Here is a 16,798-nt window from a genome sequence, read left to right as displayed (position 1 = left end):
ATCGATTGTTTAAAATATGATTCTATTGATTATATAAAAAGTTAGGGAATCTTTTAGAAAATATGCTAAGCCTCCCTAAAAAGTTGCAAATAGATGCAAAGTACTATATTTAATAAATCTTGTTTTAGAAATTAAAATAAATAAAAACATTAGAATTAATATTTGGGCCATAATGGTTATTGTATCAAGGTATTGGAGATTTTTACTTAGTAAATTTCTAAGTAAATAGTTTAGTAAATAATAATTGAATATACTGTATTCATAAGGTTTAAATTTTATAGTTGAATTAAAAAGAAAAAACTATAGTACATAGAAAATATATATGATTTATGAGTTGTTTAATTGAAGACCAACAAGTTTATAAAGAACTATAGGAAGACATTACAAATAGCCTTGCTGTATATTTTTTTTTCAGCAAGGCTATTTGTAATTGGATTTTTTTGATTTTAATCGTGTTCTTCTAGAAAATTATAGAAAACAAATGTATGACTATTAGTTGTATCTAAGAGTGAGCTTGTATTTTGTGCATTACGTTTTCTACGTTCTTGCTTCTGTTTAGATTTTTGATTAAACATTTTTATGAAATGTGCAGGATTACTGTTTTCAGCTTTATTAAACTGGAACCATTGCACACATTCTTCAAAATCCCATCTTGTGTAGCGATCAATATCCGGTGGCAATCTTAAAGCAATTGTATACGCATCATTTTCAGATAGGTATGTTAGCTCTTGACTCAAAATGTAGTAATACGCTCTTTTCTGATCTTCACTCAAATAATCATTTAATTCTTGTAATCTATTATTTTTTCCTTGTTTCTCATGATTGACAGCAGGTTTTGATTGCTCTTCAATGCTGAAAAAATCTAAGGAAGGTGAAGGTTTAAAATTGTTTTTTTGCATAAATTCAAGATTTGTTACATCAGAGTTTTTACTAATTTTGTTCTTTAAAAATCTAGTAAAAGTAGCACAAACATCAATTGCTACAGCCCATTTTATCTTGAAATATTCAACGATTTTTAAATAATTATTATGCATTGTTAAGATGTAAACAGAGGGGGCAATCTTTCCGTGCCGTCTTACCTTTATTTGTTGACATACTCCTAAATCTTGCAGCCAATTAAAAATGTAATTAATAATAGGTTTTGAAATTCCAGATTTTTTACTAATGTGTTCTTGTCTAACTTGACTATAACCTTCTTGTACTAAATAAGATAAAACAGTCTCTAAAGCTTCGTATTTCCTCTTGGTAAGATAATCTTTAGTGGTAGCACCTTCACACTCTAGGACAACACTATCAATATAAGAAGTTATTTTCTTGATTGCTTGATTGATAGCTCCAGAAGTTTTGGATAAGTGATGGATGTGGGGACTTAGTTCCGCTTTTGCTCGACTAAGCAAAAAGTTTCGCAACAACACTGAAAAACCCTCCTATTTTTTCCACCGTAAATAAAAAGGAAGAACAGAGGTTTTATATTCACATTGTATATGCATTATGATATAATTTTAATATCAAGTATGATATTAAAGAAAAACACATATATTTATAGTGTGAATTAAAACCCTATCTTAGAAGTTTTTAATTGGTTCCGGTCGCCAAACTAGAAGCCAATTAAAAACTGGGCGGTGGGGTTTTATTTTTTTGTTTTCTAAAAACCTTTCGTTCATAGGTAATTTATTTTCATTTTACAATTGTATGTACATAATATCAACACTCTAAGTTCATATTTGAAGAATAGGTACAAAATATAGAAATATGTCATATTTTTTTCGCTTAAATATCAGAATATTCACTTAACAATTGAGCAAGAAAGTGTATCTAGGTACTGTGGTATAATTTTCTTACTTATATGTACGTTTCTGGATATTCGCGAAAAAAGACGAGGTGAAAATACATGAAGAAGTTATCTAGGGAAATCGATAATTATTTATCTTCTAAAAACAAAACATATACTGATCTTGCAAAAGAAATTGGAGTTGCTAAATCTACTATTTCTAATTGGATTAACAGGGATAAAGAAATATCTGTATATACATTTGCAAAAATTTCCTATGTCGTTTTTGCAAATGATAAAGATAAACAAGAACAAAAAATAATTGATTATTTAGGTACTTTAGAGGATAGATTAAACATAAATGTTAAAGTTGCATTTGCCCTTGCTCATTTGAACGATCACGTATTATTAATTGAATATCTCGCTGGAATATGTAAAGAGAGTAAGGATTTAGAAATGAGACGATTTGCAGATATATTTAATTTATATATTGATCGTTTGAAAGGTAAAAATGTCAGAGAAGTGTACTTGAATATCCAAAAAGCTAGAAATTCTAATGCGGATGTAGAAATCTTTTGTGATATACTCAGTATGTTAATTCTTTGTGATTTAGGGGATTTTGGACTAATGCAAGGGTATAAGGAAAGAGTCGAGAAGAATATTAGAGATGATAAATTAGTAACCAATACTTTCTTAAAGAGTTTATACGGATTTTGGGTAAAAGAACTTTGGAGTTATTCAATATTAAGAAAAAATAACTCTCTACAATTTGTAATAGAAAATGGTGAATTAAGAACATATAAGGATATTGATTTCTTCCCTGTTATGAAAGCTTTGTTGAACATTAGGAGTGGAGAAAACTTTATGTTTTCTGATTATAAAAAATCTTTAAAATTCTTTTTAGAAGCGTTAAATGTATTGAAAGGCGCCAAAGGTAGTTTAAAATATAATATAGCTCTAAATGATATTAACTTCATTAGAATCTTTTGGTGGAAAGATCTAAATAAAATTGATTTCGATAGATTACACCCAGCTGAATACGCTTTGTTTTTAATTAAAAAGGGAAAATATCAACAAGCAATAAATATACTTGAAGAAATTAGATCAAAAAGAAAGATGTTAACACCACTTCAAACGTGTTACTTGGGAATGGCTAAACAAGATATACATTTAATTAAACAGTCTATAGATATGTTTAAAGTAAATAATGATTTTCTGTATGTAAAATTTGCTGAAGTAATATATGACGAATATACAGAAAATATAATTTAGTTGTCAAGGGATGGTGAAAAATGGTGAAAAAGTTATATTTATTAATAGTAGCCGCTATACTGTTATTAACCTTAGTGAATAGTTCACTAGGTAAAATGGAAACACAACAGTACTCCCAAAAAGCTAAAAGTTCTGGGAATCAGTATATGGTGTATAGAATGATGGTCGATCCCGGCGGTGGTGGATAATTTTTTCATATTTTATTTAAAATATATATTTTTACAAAAGACATCGTTTTGAACGGTGTCTTTTGTGATTTTATAAACTGTTTTATAAATCCCTAGACAGGGAATTATGAAATTTATGTATTATTTTTCACAATATAAAAGCAAAAATGGGAGGGGCAACAATGGGGAAAATGGGATTAAGCGTAAATGAATTATTGGAGATTGTGAAAACAATTGATTTACAAACTTTTAGTGAAATTGTGGAGTTATGTGCGAGCTATGAACAAGAGGAATAGGAGATTCCCTATTCCTCTTGTTCAACTTGTGCTTTTAATTGGCTAGCATATTTTAATAATTCTTCTTCAATACGAGGTTTATGTTTATCTGGTACACTCATGTATCGTTCATAGAGTAATCTGGCTAAACGCTCAACTGGATCTTCACCTTTAATACTTTTTAAGAGATCTTCATCTGGAATTTCTTTTTTTAATAAAGAAGAGACACTGACATTTAAATAAGTAGCAATTTCCTCTAATTTATTTAAGCGTGGGGTTTTTTCTCCGGTTTCCCAACTAGATACAGTTCTATATGTAGTATTTAAATCTTCGGCCATTTCTTTTCGGCTTACTCCTTTTATTGCCCTTAATTTTTTTATATTTTTCCCAACAATATTTTTATCGATTGTCATTTTATTTATCACTCCAATTTTATAATTTTGCATAGTAACATAAGATTTACGTAAATTATCAACACTAAAAGTGTTAATAACGAGAACTTATGGTGTTGACTTTAGGCTCAAAGACTAATAAACTGTATATAGGGGGTGAGACACTTGACAGTTTTAAGAGAATTTCGTGAATCAAAAGGTTATACGATTAATGAGGTTTCAAAAGGTTCTAAAATTCCAGTAAGTACATTGTATGATGTTGAGTCGGGTAGAAAGGGTTTAATTTGTAGTCGGGCAAAAAGTATATCGGATTTTTTGGGAGAACCAGTCGAAAAGCTTTTTTTTGCAACATATTATCGAGCAAAGTTGGAATGAATTATTTTCATGAAAAATAATTATACATTTATATTGTAAATGAACAATCTATAAAAGGTACAATTTTATAAATATTTTTTAAAATATATCCTCTGAGTTCATTAAGCATACAGTGAAGGAATAGAAGGAATCGACACCACAACCACAAAAACCAGAGCAAGCAGAAGCACCGCAACCACAGGTACCGGAACAACCAAAAGTAACCGAAAAACCTGTCATTCCACAACTAGAGAAACCACAACAGATTGTTATGAAACCACAACTAGAACAAACGCCAAAGAAAATTGAAACGTATCTTCCGACAACAGGCGGTAAAGCCGAAAATCCATACATAAAATGGATTGGTCTTGCATGTGTCGTACTGGGCTTAATTGGAGCTGTATTTGCAGTAAGAAACCGTAAGAAAGCTCAATCTTAATATGAAAGAATATGAAGCTCATTTTAGCGAAATTGATGAAAATCCGTTAGGCTTTGCTATTGGATGTCGAAATGCATATATACTCGTTATTCCCATTTGGATCGTTGTTTTTTGGATAGGGAGCAAGATATAAGAAACCGAGAGGGAGATGATATGAGATGTCAGAAATCTACGTCGGTAAAATGAAAAAAATAGGGAAACTTGGGGAAGACGATATGCAGCGCAAGAGTGCTTGGTTGTCTGAAGAATTGATGCAAGCAATTTCTATCGCTCAAACTGTAATAAAACCAATAAAAAAGCATGATTATTGTATAGAACACGCTACAAAATTATTGGCGGGAAGTATTTTGTATCTGAATCAACGACATAAAAATTTGTATTACTTAGATGTGAAAAAAGCTATTGAGTTCACAGAAAAATTATATGAAAGTGAGGCAAACTTGGTAGAAGTAGTAAATTCGCTTGAGAAGGAGCATCCAGCTTATTGTATCTTCCATGAGTTAGGTTTTTATTCAGAAGAAACAAGGGATACGATAATTGTTACATTGCTATACAATCTAGAAAAATATCAGCGTGAAAAATTAAATCCAGAGAGAGAGTATTTTTGGTTTCAGTAGTAATCATAAGAGGAAAATGAAGTAGGAAGGAGTGCAACGCATGTTAGGCGTATCCAAGAAGTATACAAAGGTGATTAGAGCGTTGAAAGAACTGAATGAAGGGGAAAAGGTTGCAGGTGTCATAAAAGCTCGTTTTGGAGCTTATAAAACGGTCATAGAAGGTGTAAAAGAAAACGCCAACGATTTTATTTTCATTTTTGATCCAAAAGGTATCTTTTATGAAGACACCCATCACGAAAAACGAAAACAGGGGTATCACATCATCAAACATGATTTATTAACTGGTTATGAAATGCTACAAATGGATCTAAAACAAAAATCCGTTGTGTACATCAGTGTAGAAACGGAAACGAGTACGTATCAAGAGAGAGGGGAAGCATTATCAAATTTTCTTCAATATCTAACAGAGTGCAAGAATATAAGACCGATTCACCTGGTATTTCATCAATATGATTTGTACCCAATCCCTCATATGGAGCAGTTTTTGAAAGAAAGCGCAACATACCACATTCAGCATTCAATCGTAGTTGAATCTCAATCCGCATTACAACACATATACGGAAAAGAGGCAGCACAACGCATCATAACCTCGTATAACACAACAATCCTAGCATGATATGAAGCACTCATTCACTATTTCATCCTATCTAGATGGCTAGAAAACTAGACAAGGGAGAAGCGACTTTCTCCCTTCTTTATCAAAAATAGGAGGCGTTCATATGGGAAAAGAAAAAAGACTCACATTTTATGATATTGCGGCATCACAAGCTCATAGTGTTAAAACTTTTGATGGAAAAACATACGAACTGAAAGGTACCATCGCAATTGAAAATAGCACAGGAAGCATTGAAAAGGTGGCTCAAATTTATTATCAAGTGCGCTCGGTTAGAGATGAACATCAAAACTTAATTGCTAAACGAAAAAATAAACATGCGGAATTAGTAGCTGTCAAACAAAAATGTAAATAAAAAAAGCGATTTTGAAGTGTGCTGAGAACATAGCACAAAGTAAGTTGTTCTTTGACAATTTAGATATATATTGTGTATCTCTTCCTTTCAGTAATGATGTAGAAAGGTGAAATATACAATATATATGCGTGCCTCCCTTCGAAAGGTCACTAGAGGGGTTAGGTATACGATTATCGTTGGGTGAGTAAGATCGTAAAACTCATCTGTGACCACTGGGAAATGCAGTGTATCAAAGACCTGTTTGTGTCAGTACTCGTGAGGAATATCCCATTTTGACATTCTGAAGAAGCGAGGAACATCACAACAGTAGATACATAAGGTTCTACGTTCACGCCAAAATACGTAGTGCGGTATTGGGCATATAGAAGCTAGGTCGGGATTAGTCTCTATACGCATGCCAATACAGGGTTCATCATTCCAGCCATAAATGATATTTCCATTTTCTATCTCACTTTTCTTTAAATGTTATAAAATAAAGACAGATGTTGGAGTTTAAAAGTGTCTCATCACACTTCAAAATCGCTTATAAAAATATGACATAGGGAGGAACACATATGGGTCGTAAAGGGTGGATCATTTCCGCTGTTGTTGGACTGTTAATTGCAATTGGTATTGGTTCAACATTTGTCTTTAGTTCGGGAAAAGGGGAAGTAATGGAACTTAGTCCGTTAGAAATGAAGAAGTTCATGAGTGAGGATGGCACAGGTTTTGTTATGTTAAATTCTAATATGAGACATAGTAATGATTGGATTTTTCTTGTAAAGAATATAGCTGAAAAGGAAAAGATTCAAGTAAGAGGATTGAATGAAAATCGCGAGGACATTCCAGGTTCAAGTAATCCTCATGATTGGGGCTTATCACAACGAAGGGACTCTCTCGCTTATTATGAAAAAGGAAAACTGAAAAAAGATATTGATTTTTCTAAGTTTAAAGAGTCCGAACTTGAAAAAGAAGTTACCTATTTTGTCCAAAATTGCAAAGAACAATATCAGAAGTAATCACATAATCATTGAAAGGTGGTGATATAGTGGCGATTTCACAAAGGGAATTAAAAAAAGAAAAAGATATGGTAGCAAACCTATTAAGAGCCAATGGTCAGGATTATAACCATTGGCTTCATTTACATCATCAGAAATACATCGAAAAAAACCAAGATTTAGTAATGAAAGCTTTACAAGCTTATAAGGCAACACCAACAGAAGAAAAAGAAGGCAGCAAGTCGAATGATACAAGTCAGCTTAGTAATGTATAAGCATTTAAAAATGAAAAGGGAGTGAATATATATGTCAATGTTGGAAACAGTATCTCAAATGTTAGTGTTGGGTGATGCGATGGATGGTCTAATTAATACGGGGAATTCATTTATTACATGGATGCAAAGAGGGGCATTAGTTAGTACAGCAATTGTTTTTTGTTTTGGAGCTTACCTGTTAATATGGGGTGGTGAACGAGGAAGACATAAATGTGTATGGTGGTTTATTGGTGGGGCAGTCGGACTCGTGATTGTAATGGGATGTCAATACTTAGCGGAAAGCGTAAATACTAATGTTAAATTTGGTCAAATCTTGTTCCCGTTTCTTTGGGTGAAATAGTGAACAAATATAAATAAGGCAATGAGGGAGCTATGCAAAGGGTATGGCTTTTTTTGTTGCCTTTTTTTCATGGAATTTTAGTTTTATTAAGCAATCGGGGTGTTAATTATGAGATTACCAAGTGTATTGGAGAGCGTTTCGGTTATTGGCAATATACAACCGATTATGACAGTACCAACAACATAAGGGCTGTTAAGAGTTTTGACATTCTTCATCGTTATTTGGGTATTGATTGCTGTTTTTTGTATCTATCATAAGTACGCAACCAATAAAGCTGAAAATAGTAATTCAAGAGATCAGTCGAAGTGAATTTAAATTAAACGGAAGAAAGGAGAAGCCATGTTTGTCATTTTTAAGAGTAGCAATGGAACAGAAATTGAGTCGGGTAAGCAATATTCGTTTCATGAAGCTTATATCTTAACGAAGCGATTAGAACGAGTTTATAGAGAGGCAGGGCGGCAAGAACATATTGATTTCGATTTGTTAGATGGTCATTCTAATGAAATTTATAACGGTACACTATCACTTGGTTCGAGATATGCAGATCACATTTTTGATCACATTTCTAAAAAAATGAATGTGATGCAATTAGATCCGGAACAAGAGGAACAAAAAAAGGAGCTGTTAGAAGCGTTAGAAAGGGAAATCAATGATTCTCCTTTTCATGAAGAATATGAATTTCAAGAAGAATTATCAGTAAGGAAGGAAGATACCTCTTCTAGTCCATCGAATGAAATAGAGCCACAAGTAAAGCCTGGAAAGGAAAATAGAAAAGGATTTAAGATTATTGCGAGTGTTATAGGGAGCATGGTGTTGATTGGGGCTGGTGCCATATTTGCCTTTAAGTTATTCTCTTCCGAACCAGTTTCGAGTGCAAATGCGGGTTCTGAACAATATGTAGTAAAGGGATTACAACAGGCAGCCATTCAACAGTATGGAGAAGCCGTTAAATACTTCGATAAGGTCAATTACACAGAATTAGATAAAGATAGTCAGAAGGCAGTTCTATTTACTTATTTATTAAATGGAAAGGCAAATAAGGCATTACAATATGAACCGAAATTTGCAGAAAGCGTGGTTGCTTATTTTATTGGGATAGACAACATGAATAAAATCAATGAAATTGATGTCAAAAATGATGTAATCGACTTTGAAAAGGCAGCACTGAATAAGAAATATGAGGAAGTAATTAAGCTTAAAGGGAAAGTCAATATGGACGGTAGACGTGAAAAACTCATTGTTGAAGCTTTTGTAAATCTAAAAAAATATGAAGATTGTTATTCTTTTGCCAAAACGCAAGGACATAAAAACATAATGAAAGAGGTCAAAGAATTAGAGAAACGAGATATTCAACAATCTACGATAAGTGAAGAGGAAAAGAAAGCTAAGATTGAAAAAATTGATAAAGATTTACAGAATATCTAAGGGGGAGAGAATAACATGCCTTTAAATTATGAGAATCTGTACAAAAAAATGGGAATTGTTTTTCTTGGTGGTTCATTGATATTAAGTACGACAGGTTGCAGTTGGTTTGGAAGTAAGGAATCATCAAAAAGTAAAACAGCTATTACAAAAAAAGTAGATAAGAATAAGCTGGATGAAAAGAAAGAGAATCTGAACAAACAAGATTTCGCAGCAATTACAGAGAATGCAATTCAAAGTAAAGATAATGAAGTTGCTTATGTTCTCGAAGAGCTTGATAAATCGAAAATTAATTTTAAAGAAAAATCTATTGTAAGTAATCTTCAAAATGGGGATGAAACCACTTCCCGTGTTCTAGCACTCTTTGATAAAGAAACCACAGATAAAACACTTCAAGATACAACAAAAGATAATGTGATTGCAGCTATTACAGATAATAAGCCACAAGTCACCGTAAATGGAGATCATTTTGCATTCGGCGATCAAACTATTGATTCTTCAGTAGCAAGTATAGGGGATATTCTTCCACCAGAGAAGAAACCAGATGTAGTTGTGAACCCACCAATTATAACGGAGGGTGAGAATAGTAATACGGAAAATGCAGGGACAGAAAAACCAACAAATCCAGAGAAACCGACAGAACCGGAAAAACCAACAGATCCAGGTAAACCAACAAATCCAGGTAAACCAACAGAACCAGAAAAACCAACAGATCCAGGTAAACCAATAGAACCAGAGAAGCCAACAGATCCAGGTAAACCAACAGAACCAGAGAAGCCAACAGATCCAGAAAAACCAACAGATTCAGGTAAACCAACAGAACCAGAGAAACCAACAGAACCAGAGAAACCAACAGAACCAGAGAAGCCAACAGATCCAGAAAAACCAACAGATCCAGGTAAACCAACAGAACCAGAGAAACCAACAGAACCAGAGAAGCCGGCAGAACCGGAAAAACCAACAGAACCAGAGAAGCCGACAGAACCGGAAAAACCAACAGAACCAGAGAAACCAACAGAACCGGAAAAACCAACAAATCCAGAAAAGCCAGTTCTGAAACAAAATGAAAAGATGGTAGCGAGTAAATAAAGAAAAACCAACTGATATTGTCAAAAAGGGTACTCATAAAAAGAGTACCTTTTTAATTTGAAGCTAGATTGAACAGAGGTGATACTTTGATATGTATAGTGAAAAAATATCAATCAAATATAAATTAGCTGAAAAAGAAGTACTCATTCCATTGAGTGCTTTTTTGTTTGTTGGAATGTTTTTAATTGCTAATTTTTTACTCAACTTATCTTTAGAGCTGATAGAAACAACATTTAGTGATTTATTACACCCAAAACCATTTCATATGGAGGTAGGATTTCTTTTTCAGATGCCCATTGCAGAACATCCAGTTTACTACTTGCTTGTTTTCCTTGTAGTGATTGGAACTATAGCGAGAACAGTGTACAAATTGAAATCTTCCTTTAAAAACTTAAATAATCATCAGAAAGGTTCTAGTCGTTTTACAACAGTTGAAGAGTTGAAAAAGCAATACCGAGCTGTACCAGATCGAGAGGAATCATTTAAAGGTGGCGGTGGTGTTGTTATCTCACGATTAGGTGACAAGGTATTTATTGATGATAGTCCGGTAAATAATTTAATCATTGGTACAACACGCTCTGGTAAAGGGGAAACCTATGTATTTCCTACAATTGATGTCTATTCTAGAGCGGAACATAAACCATCTTTAATTTTTAACGATCCAAAGGGTGAGCTCTTCAGTGCATCGAAAGAAACGTTGGAAGAACGAGGGTATCACATTGAAGTTTTGAATTTATTAACCCCACTTGATTCTATGAGTTATAACTTATTGCAGCTTGTCAAAGATGCCTATAAAGATGGAGATTATTCAACCGCACAGGCATTATGTAAAACACTCTCACACACTTTGTATTACAACCCAACTGTAAAAGATCCTTTTTGGCAACAGTGCGCTATGAGCTTGTGTAACGCCATGATATTAGCCGTTACAGATAAATGCATTGCGGAAGGCACAGAAGAAAAGATCACAATGTATGCAGTTGCAAATATGTTATCAGAACTTGGTTCAAAAGAGGTAATCGTAGATCCGGAAGCAGATCCACAAAATGCATTAGATTTATACTTTGAAGGCTTACCAGCGGATAGCGTTGCGAAGATGCAATATGCAACCTCAAACTTTTCAAAAGGAACGACACGAGGTGGGATTTTCACTCAAACAATGAACGGACTTTCTATTTTTACATTTGATGAAATCGCTAAAATGACAGCAAAAAATAGTGTGGACTTAAAACGTGTCGGTTTTGGAAAAACGATAAAAGGAAAAGTGAAACCTAGAAAACGAGTAGACATTGTATTTCCAGATGGCTCAAAGGAGTCTATCAAGGCAGATATTACAGGACGTTTTGCATTAGATTTCAAACAAGTAATACAAGTTGGAGATACCATTCAATGTAACGAAAAAGAAAACTCTCAAACAAAAACATCTATTACTATTACAAAAATAGATGAAAAAACGGGTCATACAGAATTTAAAGTGGTAGAAGAAAATGAAGATATGAAAATAACAAAAGTGGATTATTTCGATAAGCCAGTCGCTATTTTTATGATTACACCAGACTTTGATTCTTCGAACCATGTGATTGCTTCTATTTTTGTAAGGCAGCTTTATTTTATATTGGCAAAGGGTGCATCCCTCGCTCGTGGAGGGAAATGTCACCGTGAGGTCGTTTTTTACCTGGATGAGTTTGGTAATATGCCAAGTATTGAAGGGATGGCGAATATTATCACGGTTTGTCTCGGTAGAAATGTTCGCTTTAATCTTATCATTCAAGCATATTCACAATTAAAAAATAAGTATGGTGAGGATGCAGATACGATTGATGGAAACTGTGGGAATACCATTTACATTCTAACTAACGATCAAGAAACCGTCGAAAAAGTGTCCAAAAAACTAGGGAATCAGACGATTAACCTACCTTCTCGAAGCGGAAAAGGTCTTTCTACTGATAAAAATAAAACGGAAGGTCTAGATCAACGCCCACTGTTAACAGCAAATGAACTTATGAATTTTAAAGAAGGTGAAAGTGCCGTTATTCGTGTTATAAAACGTCAGGATAATAACAGAAAACGGATCAGACCTCGCCCAATTTATAATACGGGAGAAACAGCCTTAAAATACAGATGGGAGTACTTAGGCGTAGAATTCGACACAGATAAATCTATATTAGATATAGATATTGATTCCCTACATGATGACGTAAATCCAAATTCACTCATTGTAGATTTTTTAGGAGAAAGAAAGGAAAAACCATCAGAGCCGAAACAGGAAGATGTACCACCAGTAGAGACAATGCAGCCAATAGAAGAACCAACCATGATGGGAATTGATGAAGAGATTCCCGAAGAGGCGTTTCAGCGGGAAGATAGCCCGTTTGATTCTCTCTCCATTGAAAATTGGAAGGAAAAAACGGTTAATGAATTTTTTGAATCTGATTTAGCAGTTTTGAAACTGGTTGATAAGTTCTTTTTAGCGCAATTAGGTAAATCAATAGATGAAGTTGAAAATCAAGAAATGGGCGAGTTTTACAGTGAATTTCAAATGTTAGCTCACAATGACCACATCGATAAAAGTGTCTATCAAGCAGTCGAAAACAAGATTAATCGAATCTTGCGTGATTTAGAAGAAAAAGAACAAGTAACAAGTTAGAAAGCACTCAAATAATTGAGTGCTTATTTGATTCCAAACATAAAGGAGGAAGAGGGAATGTGTGTACCGACAATAACGGATAAAATGCAATTGATTTTAGATAGTTACTCGCCATTTGTAACAGAAGAAAATGAGGTCATTCTTGGTCTAGAAGATGCGGTTCTTTTCCTTTCAGTAGATCGGGAACAAAAAGGAAAATTGATTATTCGTATCGACAGACTAAATGAAAGGGTGAGTTGGACAGCAAAAGAAGTATTGGGACAATAGCAAGCATGAGAGGAGGGTAAATAATGAAAGATGAAGAGATTTTAAAGGTTTTAGAATCGTTCTCGGATTATCTTCAAGTAGGAGACATTGTGAATTATGTATTGCGTTGGCTAGGATGGTTCCTAATTGTAGGCTTATCTTTAGTTGTAGATGCTTTAGAAGGTGTGACAGATGCAATTCTGGGGATAAAAGGATTCTTTAATTCACCGGAAATACAAAATTTTGTTGATATGTTATATCCATTGTTTGTCGTTCTTTTAGCCATTTCGTTTTTATATATTGGCTACATGTTTATTATGAACAAACAAATGAATCGTTCTCAAATTATCATCAATATTTTCATAACATTGAGTGTACTTTGTTTATTAAGTACTGGTATGACAAAGGTCGATAAGTTCACCGATGATGCCATAGCGTTTGTGAAATCTGAACAAAAGGGTTCTTTAAGTGATGAAATTATTAAGAAGAATATAACGGATGTTGCAGTAATAGATCAAAACGGATGGAAAAAGAAAGAGGATATGAATCCGAAAAACAATATTCCTGAAAAAAATATTAGACAGATAGATATTACTGAAAAAATAGATAAAGATTTTGCGTTCACAAAGGATAAAAATTTATCGGATGATGGTCAGAAAATTTTGCAGAATAAAAGAGTAATGGATGCGTTAGGAGTTGCATCTTTAGCAGAATTAAAAGATGGATGGTTTGATTTCTTTCCAGAAAAGTATTATCGCTGGCATTGGAATTTCTGGAATATATTCTTTACTTTACTGATAACAGGATTAACTTTGTTATTAGCAAGTATTAAATTAGCTAGATTATTTTATGAGTTAGCATTTAACTACTTGTTGGCGAACCTATTAGCACCAGCGGATGTTGCGAATGGTCAAAAGTTAAAAGCTGTGTTATCCAATATTCTCAATATATTTATAGCAACGATTATGATATTCCTATCTTTGAAGCTATATCTAATTGGGACGGGATTTGCCCATGACAAATTAAATGGTGTACCGTATCTGATTGCATTAGCGGCATTTAGTATGGCAGTTCTAGATGGTCCAGCAGTCGTAGAAAGGTTATTTGGAATAGATATTGGATTAAAGAGCAGTTGGGGCATGTTAGTAGGTGGTTTCGCACTTGGTAAAGGAATTGGCAGTCTCGCAAATTCAAAACCTATGAAGAGTCTCGGAAATATGATTGGAAAAGGAGCGAAAGGTGCAGCAGAAGGAACGGGTGTTGCAGCAGCTAAAACAGCAAGTGCGGCAGCGATGGCAACAGGTGGCGTGGCAGGGCTTATAAGCGGTTTGAAAAAAGGGAATGAGTCTGAAAATAAAGAGTCCTTGCAAGATCAAATGAAAAAAGTGAATCAGAAAAAAGCAAATGGTAATGATTTAGCAAAAAAAGAAAAAGAAAAAGGGAACTTAAATAAGGAAGAAGATAAAAAGAATGGTGGTATGCCATCTATTCAAGAAGACATGAAAAAAGGAGGGAACGAAAACCCAGGGGGAGCGAATGGGCAAGAATCGGGAACAACAAGTCTTCAAGATGAAATGAAAGAAGCTGGAAAATCAAATGGAGCGATTGAAGGAAATCCAACAGCAGGAACAGTAAGACAAGGAACAAATGAAGGAAATCAAACACCAGGAGGCGTAAGACAAGGAGCAAGTGAAGGAAATCAAACACCAGGAACAGTGAGACAAGGAGCAAGTGAAGGAAGTCAAACACCAGGAACAGTAAGACAAGGAGCAAATGAAGGAAGTCAAACATCAAGACCATCATCAAGCGGAGGAAGCCCGGCACCAGTGGAAGCACCAAGACCATCATCAAGCGGAGGAAGCCCGGCACCAGTGGAAGCACCAAGATCAGTACCAAGTGGAAGTAGCTCGGCACCAGTGGAAACCCCAAGATCAGTACCAAGTGGAAGTAGCTCGGCACCAGTGGAAACCCCAAGATCAGTACCAAGTGGAAGTAGCCCGGCACCAGTGGAAACCCCAAGATCAGTACCAAGTGGAGGAAGCCCGGCACCAATGGAAGCGCCAAAATCAGTACCAAGCGGAAGTAGCCCGGTATCAGCCGACATCGTAACAGTGACACATAGTAGCCCAATTATTCCTTATGAAAGTGATAAAGAAGTGGCAGCAAGTAGAAGTCAAGAAACACGGACATTAGGACAATATACAACCGATAAAGTTAAACATACTACATCATCGGTGAAACAGAAGGTAAGAGGAGTGCAGGAACGAATTAATACTTCTGAAACGGTACAAAATACAAAACGTTTTTATCAAATGGGTCAAAATACGGGTAAAAGTTGGAGAGATATCGTGAGCAAAAATAAAAAGAATACGGATAAAAAATAAGCGTAATCGTACGCTTATTTTTTATTGTCGAAAAGGAGGGAATCCCGATGAGAAGCTATCGGATTCCGAAGGAAATCAGTACAGAATTACGGATTAATAAAGTGCTTTATTTAATAGATTTCTTTTTATTAATTGGTTTATTAGTTGTAACAATGATTCTTAGGAACTTCGTACATGAGTCCTTTCAGTTACCATTTATTCTTTTCATGGTAGCTATTGCAATTATCATGATTTGGCGACCAAGTACGAATCCACAAAAACGAATGTATGAAGTATTGATTATTACATTGCTAAGAAGGAAAGGTGCATATTGCGCCATTGATAACGATCAATAAGGGAGGGATCACATATGGCGTTATTCAGCGAAAAAGATATAGAGAAAGAAAAGCCAAAACAACTAGAAAGACCGAAGAAAAATGCATTTCGATTTAACGAAAAAAATATAAAAGAATCAATTTTTGAACCAAAAGAAATTGTGAAGGTGGTACCCGACAAAAAGAAAGAAGAAAAACCAAAGGTAGAACCAAAAGTAAAAAAACAGAAGAAAGAAAAGCCAAAGAAAGACGATTCGAAAAAGAAAAATCCAAAACTGTTAGGTTTTTTATCTAGAAAAAAGAAAGAAGCACCACCAAAGGTAAAGAAAAGTATTGCGGAAATTATGCAAATTGTAGACATGACAGAGGATGGCATATTTGAACTGAAAAATGAGGAGTTTTTAGAAATTCTTCAAGTGGAAGGTGATGATATGTTCTCTAAGAATAGCGACGAGCAAGCATTTGTCATTTTCTCACATGCGTATTTTTATCAAGCCTACAAACAGTCCATTAAACTCGTTTTTTTAAACTTTCCATGTCAAACAACCGAACAACAACGTTATATAGAGAAGAAAATTAAAGAATGTACCAGTCTTTTGTATGAACGAATTTTAAATCAAAAGTTAAAAGAACTTCAGTTTTTAGAATGGGGCAGAACCAATCGTGAAGCCTTCTTATTTATTTATGGAGAGACGGAATTAATCGTAAAAGAACGTGTAGATGCAGCAAAGCGATATATCAAACGCTCTACTGAACTATTAGAGGTGGATGAAGAGAAAAAGTTAGAGCTTATGTTTAAATTGTTTAATCAAAATGCAAAATTAGGAACGAAAAATATATGGTAGTAAG

18 protein-coding genes and 1 pseudogene are annotated in these 16,798 nt (G+C 34.2%); 17 read left to right on the top strand and 2 right to left on the bottom strand.

Features of this window, described 5'->3' with window-relative positions:
• Window positions 1–446: 446 nt before the first annotated feature.
• Window positions 447–1,415, bottom strand: coding sequence for a Replicase RepFR55 (locus OXT04_RS14540; RefSeq protein ID WP_267415560.1), 969 nt, complete (start codon window positions 1,413–1,415; stop codon window positions 447–449).
• Between the two features lie 476 nt (window positions 1,416–1,891).
• Here OXT04_RS14540 and OXT04_RS14535 point away from each other — a divergent pair, with 476 nt between their 5' ends.
• Window positions 1,892–3,043 carry an AimR family lysis-lysogeny pheromone receptor gene (locus tag OXT04_RS14535; protein WP_097826293.1) on the top strand — a complete coding sequence of 384 codons (1,152 nt, stop codon included), beginning with the start codon at window positions 1,892–1,894 and terminating at the stop codon, window positions 3,041–3,043.
• A gap of 20 nt (window positions 3,044–3,063) precedes the next feature.
• Window positions 3,064–3,231 (top strand): hypothetical protein, encoded by a 168-nt coding sequence (locus OXT04_RS14530; protein WP_170952484.1) that lies wholly within the window; start codon window positions 3,064–3,066, stop codon window positions 3,229–3,231.
• A gap of 283 nt (window positions 3,232–3,514) precedes the next feature.
• Here OXT04_RS14530 and OXT04_RS14525 read toward each other — a convergent pair whose 3' ends face one another.
• Window positions 3,515–3,898, bottom strand: a complete 384-nt coding sequence (locus tag OXT04_RS14525) for a helix-turn-helix domain-containing protein (RefSeq protein ID WP_000151002.1) — start codon at window positions 3,896–3,898, stop codon at window positions 3,515–3,517.
• A gap of 144 nt (window positions 3,899–4,042) precedes the next feature.
• On the opposite strand from OXT04_RS14525, the gene OXT04_RS14520 reads away from it, so the two are divergent.
• From OXT04_RS14520 to OXT04_RS14450, 15 genes and pseudogenes are all read left to right on the top strand, one after another.
• Window positions 4,043–4,252, top strand: coding sequence for a helix-turn-helix domain-containing protein (locus OXT04_RS14520; RefSeq protein WP_025966417.1), 210 nt, complete (start codon window positions 4,043–4,045; stop codon window positions 4,250–4,252).
• A gap of 94 nt (window positions 4,253–4,346) precedes the next feature.
• Window positions 4,347–4,670 (top strand): annotated as a pseudogene (locus OXT04_RS14515) (LPXTG cell wall anchor domain-containing protein); the annotation flags it as partial.
• A gap of 158 nt (window positions 4,671–4,828) precedes the next feature.
• Entirely contained in the window at window positions 4,829–5,287 is a 459-nt protein-coding gene (locus OXT04_RS14510) for a TRAG family protein (RefSeq protein WP_081144117.1), read from the top strand.
• Window positions 5,288–5,327: 40 nt separating this feature from the next.
• Window positions 5,328–5,903 (top strand): TraM recognition domain-containing protein, encoded by a 576-nt coding sequence (locus tag OXT04_RS14505; RefSeq protein WP_081144116.1) that lies wholly within the window; start codon window positions 5,328–5,330, stop codon window positions 5,901–5,903.
• Between the two features lie 103 nt (window positions 5,904–6,006).
• Window positions 6,007–6,255, top strand: a complete 249-nt coding sequence (locus OXT04_RS14500) for a hypothetical protein (protein ID WP_000514061.1) — start codon at window positions 6,007–6,009, stop codon at window positions 6,253–6,255.
• 554 nt (window positions 6,256–6,809) lie between these two features.
• Window positions 6,810–7,253: a hypothetical protein gene (locus tag OXT04_RS14495; protein ID WP_098014278.1), complete on the top strand. Its 444-nt coding sequence runs from the start codon at window positions 6,810–6,812 to the stop codon at window positions 7,251–7,253.
• Window positions 7,254–7,282: 29 nt separating this feature from the next.
• Complete coding sequence (locus tag OXT04_RS14490; protein WP_267415515.1) at window positions 7,283–7,507, top strand: hypothetical protein; 225 nt, start codon at window positions 7,283–7,285, stop codon at window positions 7,505–7,507.
• A 31-nt stretch (window positions 7,508–7,538) separates the two neighbouring features.
• Entirely contained in the window at window positions 7,539–7,847 is a 309-nt protein-coding gene (locus OXT04_RS14485) for a hypothetical protein (RefSeq protein WP_098014275.1), read from the top strand.
• A 339-nt stretch (window positions 7,848–8,186) separates the two neighbouring features.
• The gene (locus OXT04_RS14480; RefSeq protein ID WP_098840064.1) at window positions 8,187–9,272 is read left to right on the top strand and encodes a hypothetical protein; all 1,086 of its coding nucleotides are present in this window, start codon (window positions 8,187–8,189) and stop codon (window positions 9,270–9,272) included.
• Window positions 9,273–9,287: 15 nt separating this feature from the next.
• The gene (locus tag OXT04_RS14475) at window positions 9,288–10,358 is read left to right on the top strand and encodes a hypothetical protein (RefSeq protein ID WP_267415509.1); all 1,071 of its coding nucleotides are present in this window, start codon (window positions 9,288–9,290) and stop codon (window positions 10,356–10,358) included.
• A 91-nt stretch (window positions 10,359–10,449) separates the two neighbouring features.
• Window positions 10,450–13,005 carry a VirD4-like conjugal transfer protein, CD1115 family gene (locus OXT04_RS14470; RefSeq protein WP_098840083.1) on the top strand — a complete coding sequence of 852 codons (2,556 nt, stop codon included), beginning with the start codon at window positions 10,450–10,452 and terminating at the stop codon, window positions 13,003–13,005.
• Window positions 13,006–13,062: 57 nt separating this feature from the next.
• On the top strand, window positions 13,063–13,272 hold the full coding sequence (locus tag OXT04_RS14465; protein WP_016128119.1) for a hypothetical protein: 210 nt from the start codon (window positions 13,063–13,065) through the stop codon (window positions 13,270–13,272).
• A 23-nt stretch (window positions 13,273–13,295) separates the two neighbouring features.
• Entirely contained in the window at window positions 13,296–15,635 is a 2,340-nt protein-coding gene (locus tag OXT04_RS14460; protein WP_267415503.1) for a pLS20_p028 family conjugation system transmembrane protein, read from the top strand.
• A 47-nt stretch (window positions 15,636–15,682) separates the two neighbouring features.
• Window positions 15,683–15,970 carry a DUF5592 family protein gene (locus OXT04_RS14455; protein WP_001258281.1) on the top strand — a complete coding sequence of 96 codons (288 nt, stop codon included), beginning with the start codon at window positions 15,683–15,685 and terminating at the stop codon, window positions 15,968–15,970.
• Between the two features lie 14 nt (window positions 15,971–15,984).
• Window positions 15,985–16,794, top strand: coding sequence for a hypothetical protein (locus OXT04_RS14450; protein WP_267415497.1), 810 nt, complete (start codon window positions 15,985–15,987; stop codon window positions 16,792–16,794).
• Window positions 16,795–16,798: the final 4 nt, after the last annotated feature.

This window comes from Bacillus sp. GC_Bacil_1 (assembly GCF_026540675.1).
Lineage (GTDB): Bacteria > Bacillota > Bacilli > Bacillales > Bacillaceae_G > Bacillus_A > Bacillus_A cereus.
This window is presented reverse-complemented; position numbering and strand designations above follow the sequence as displayed.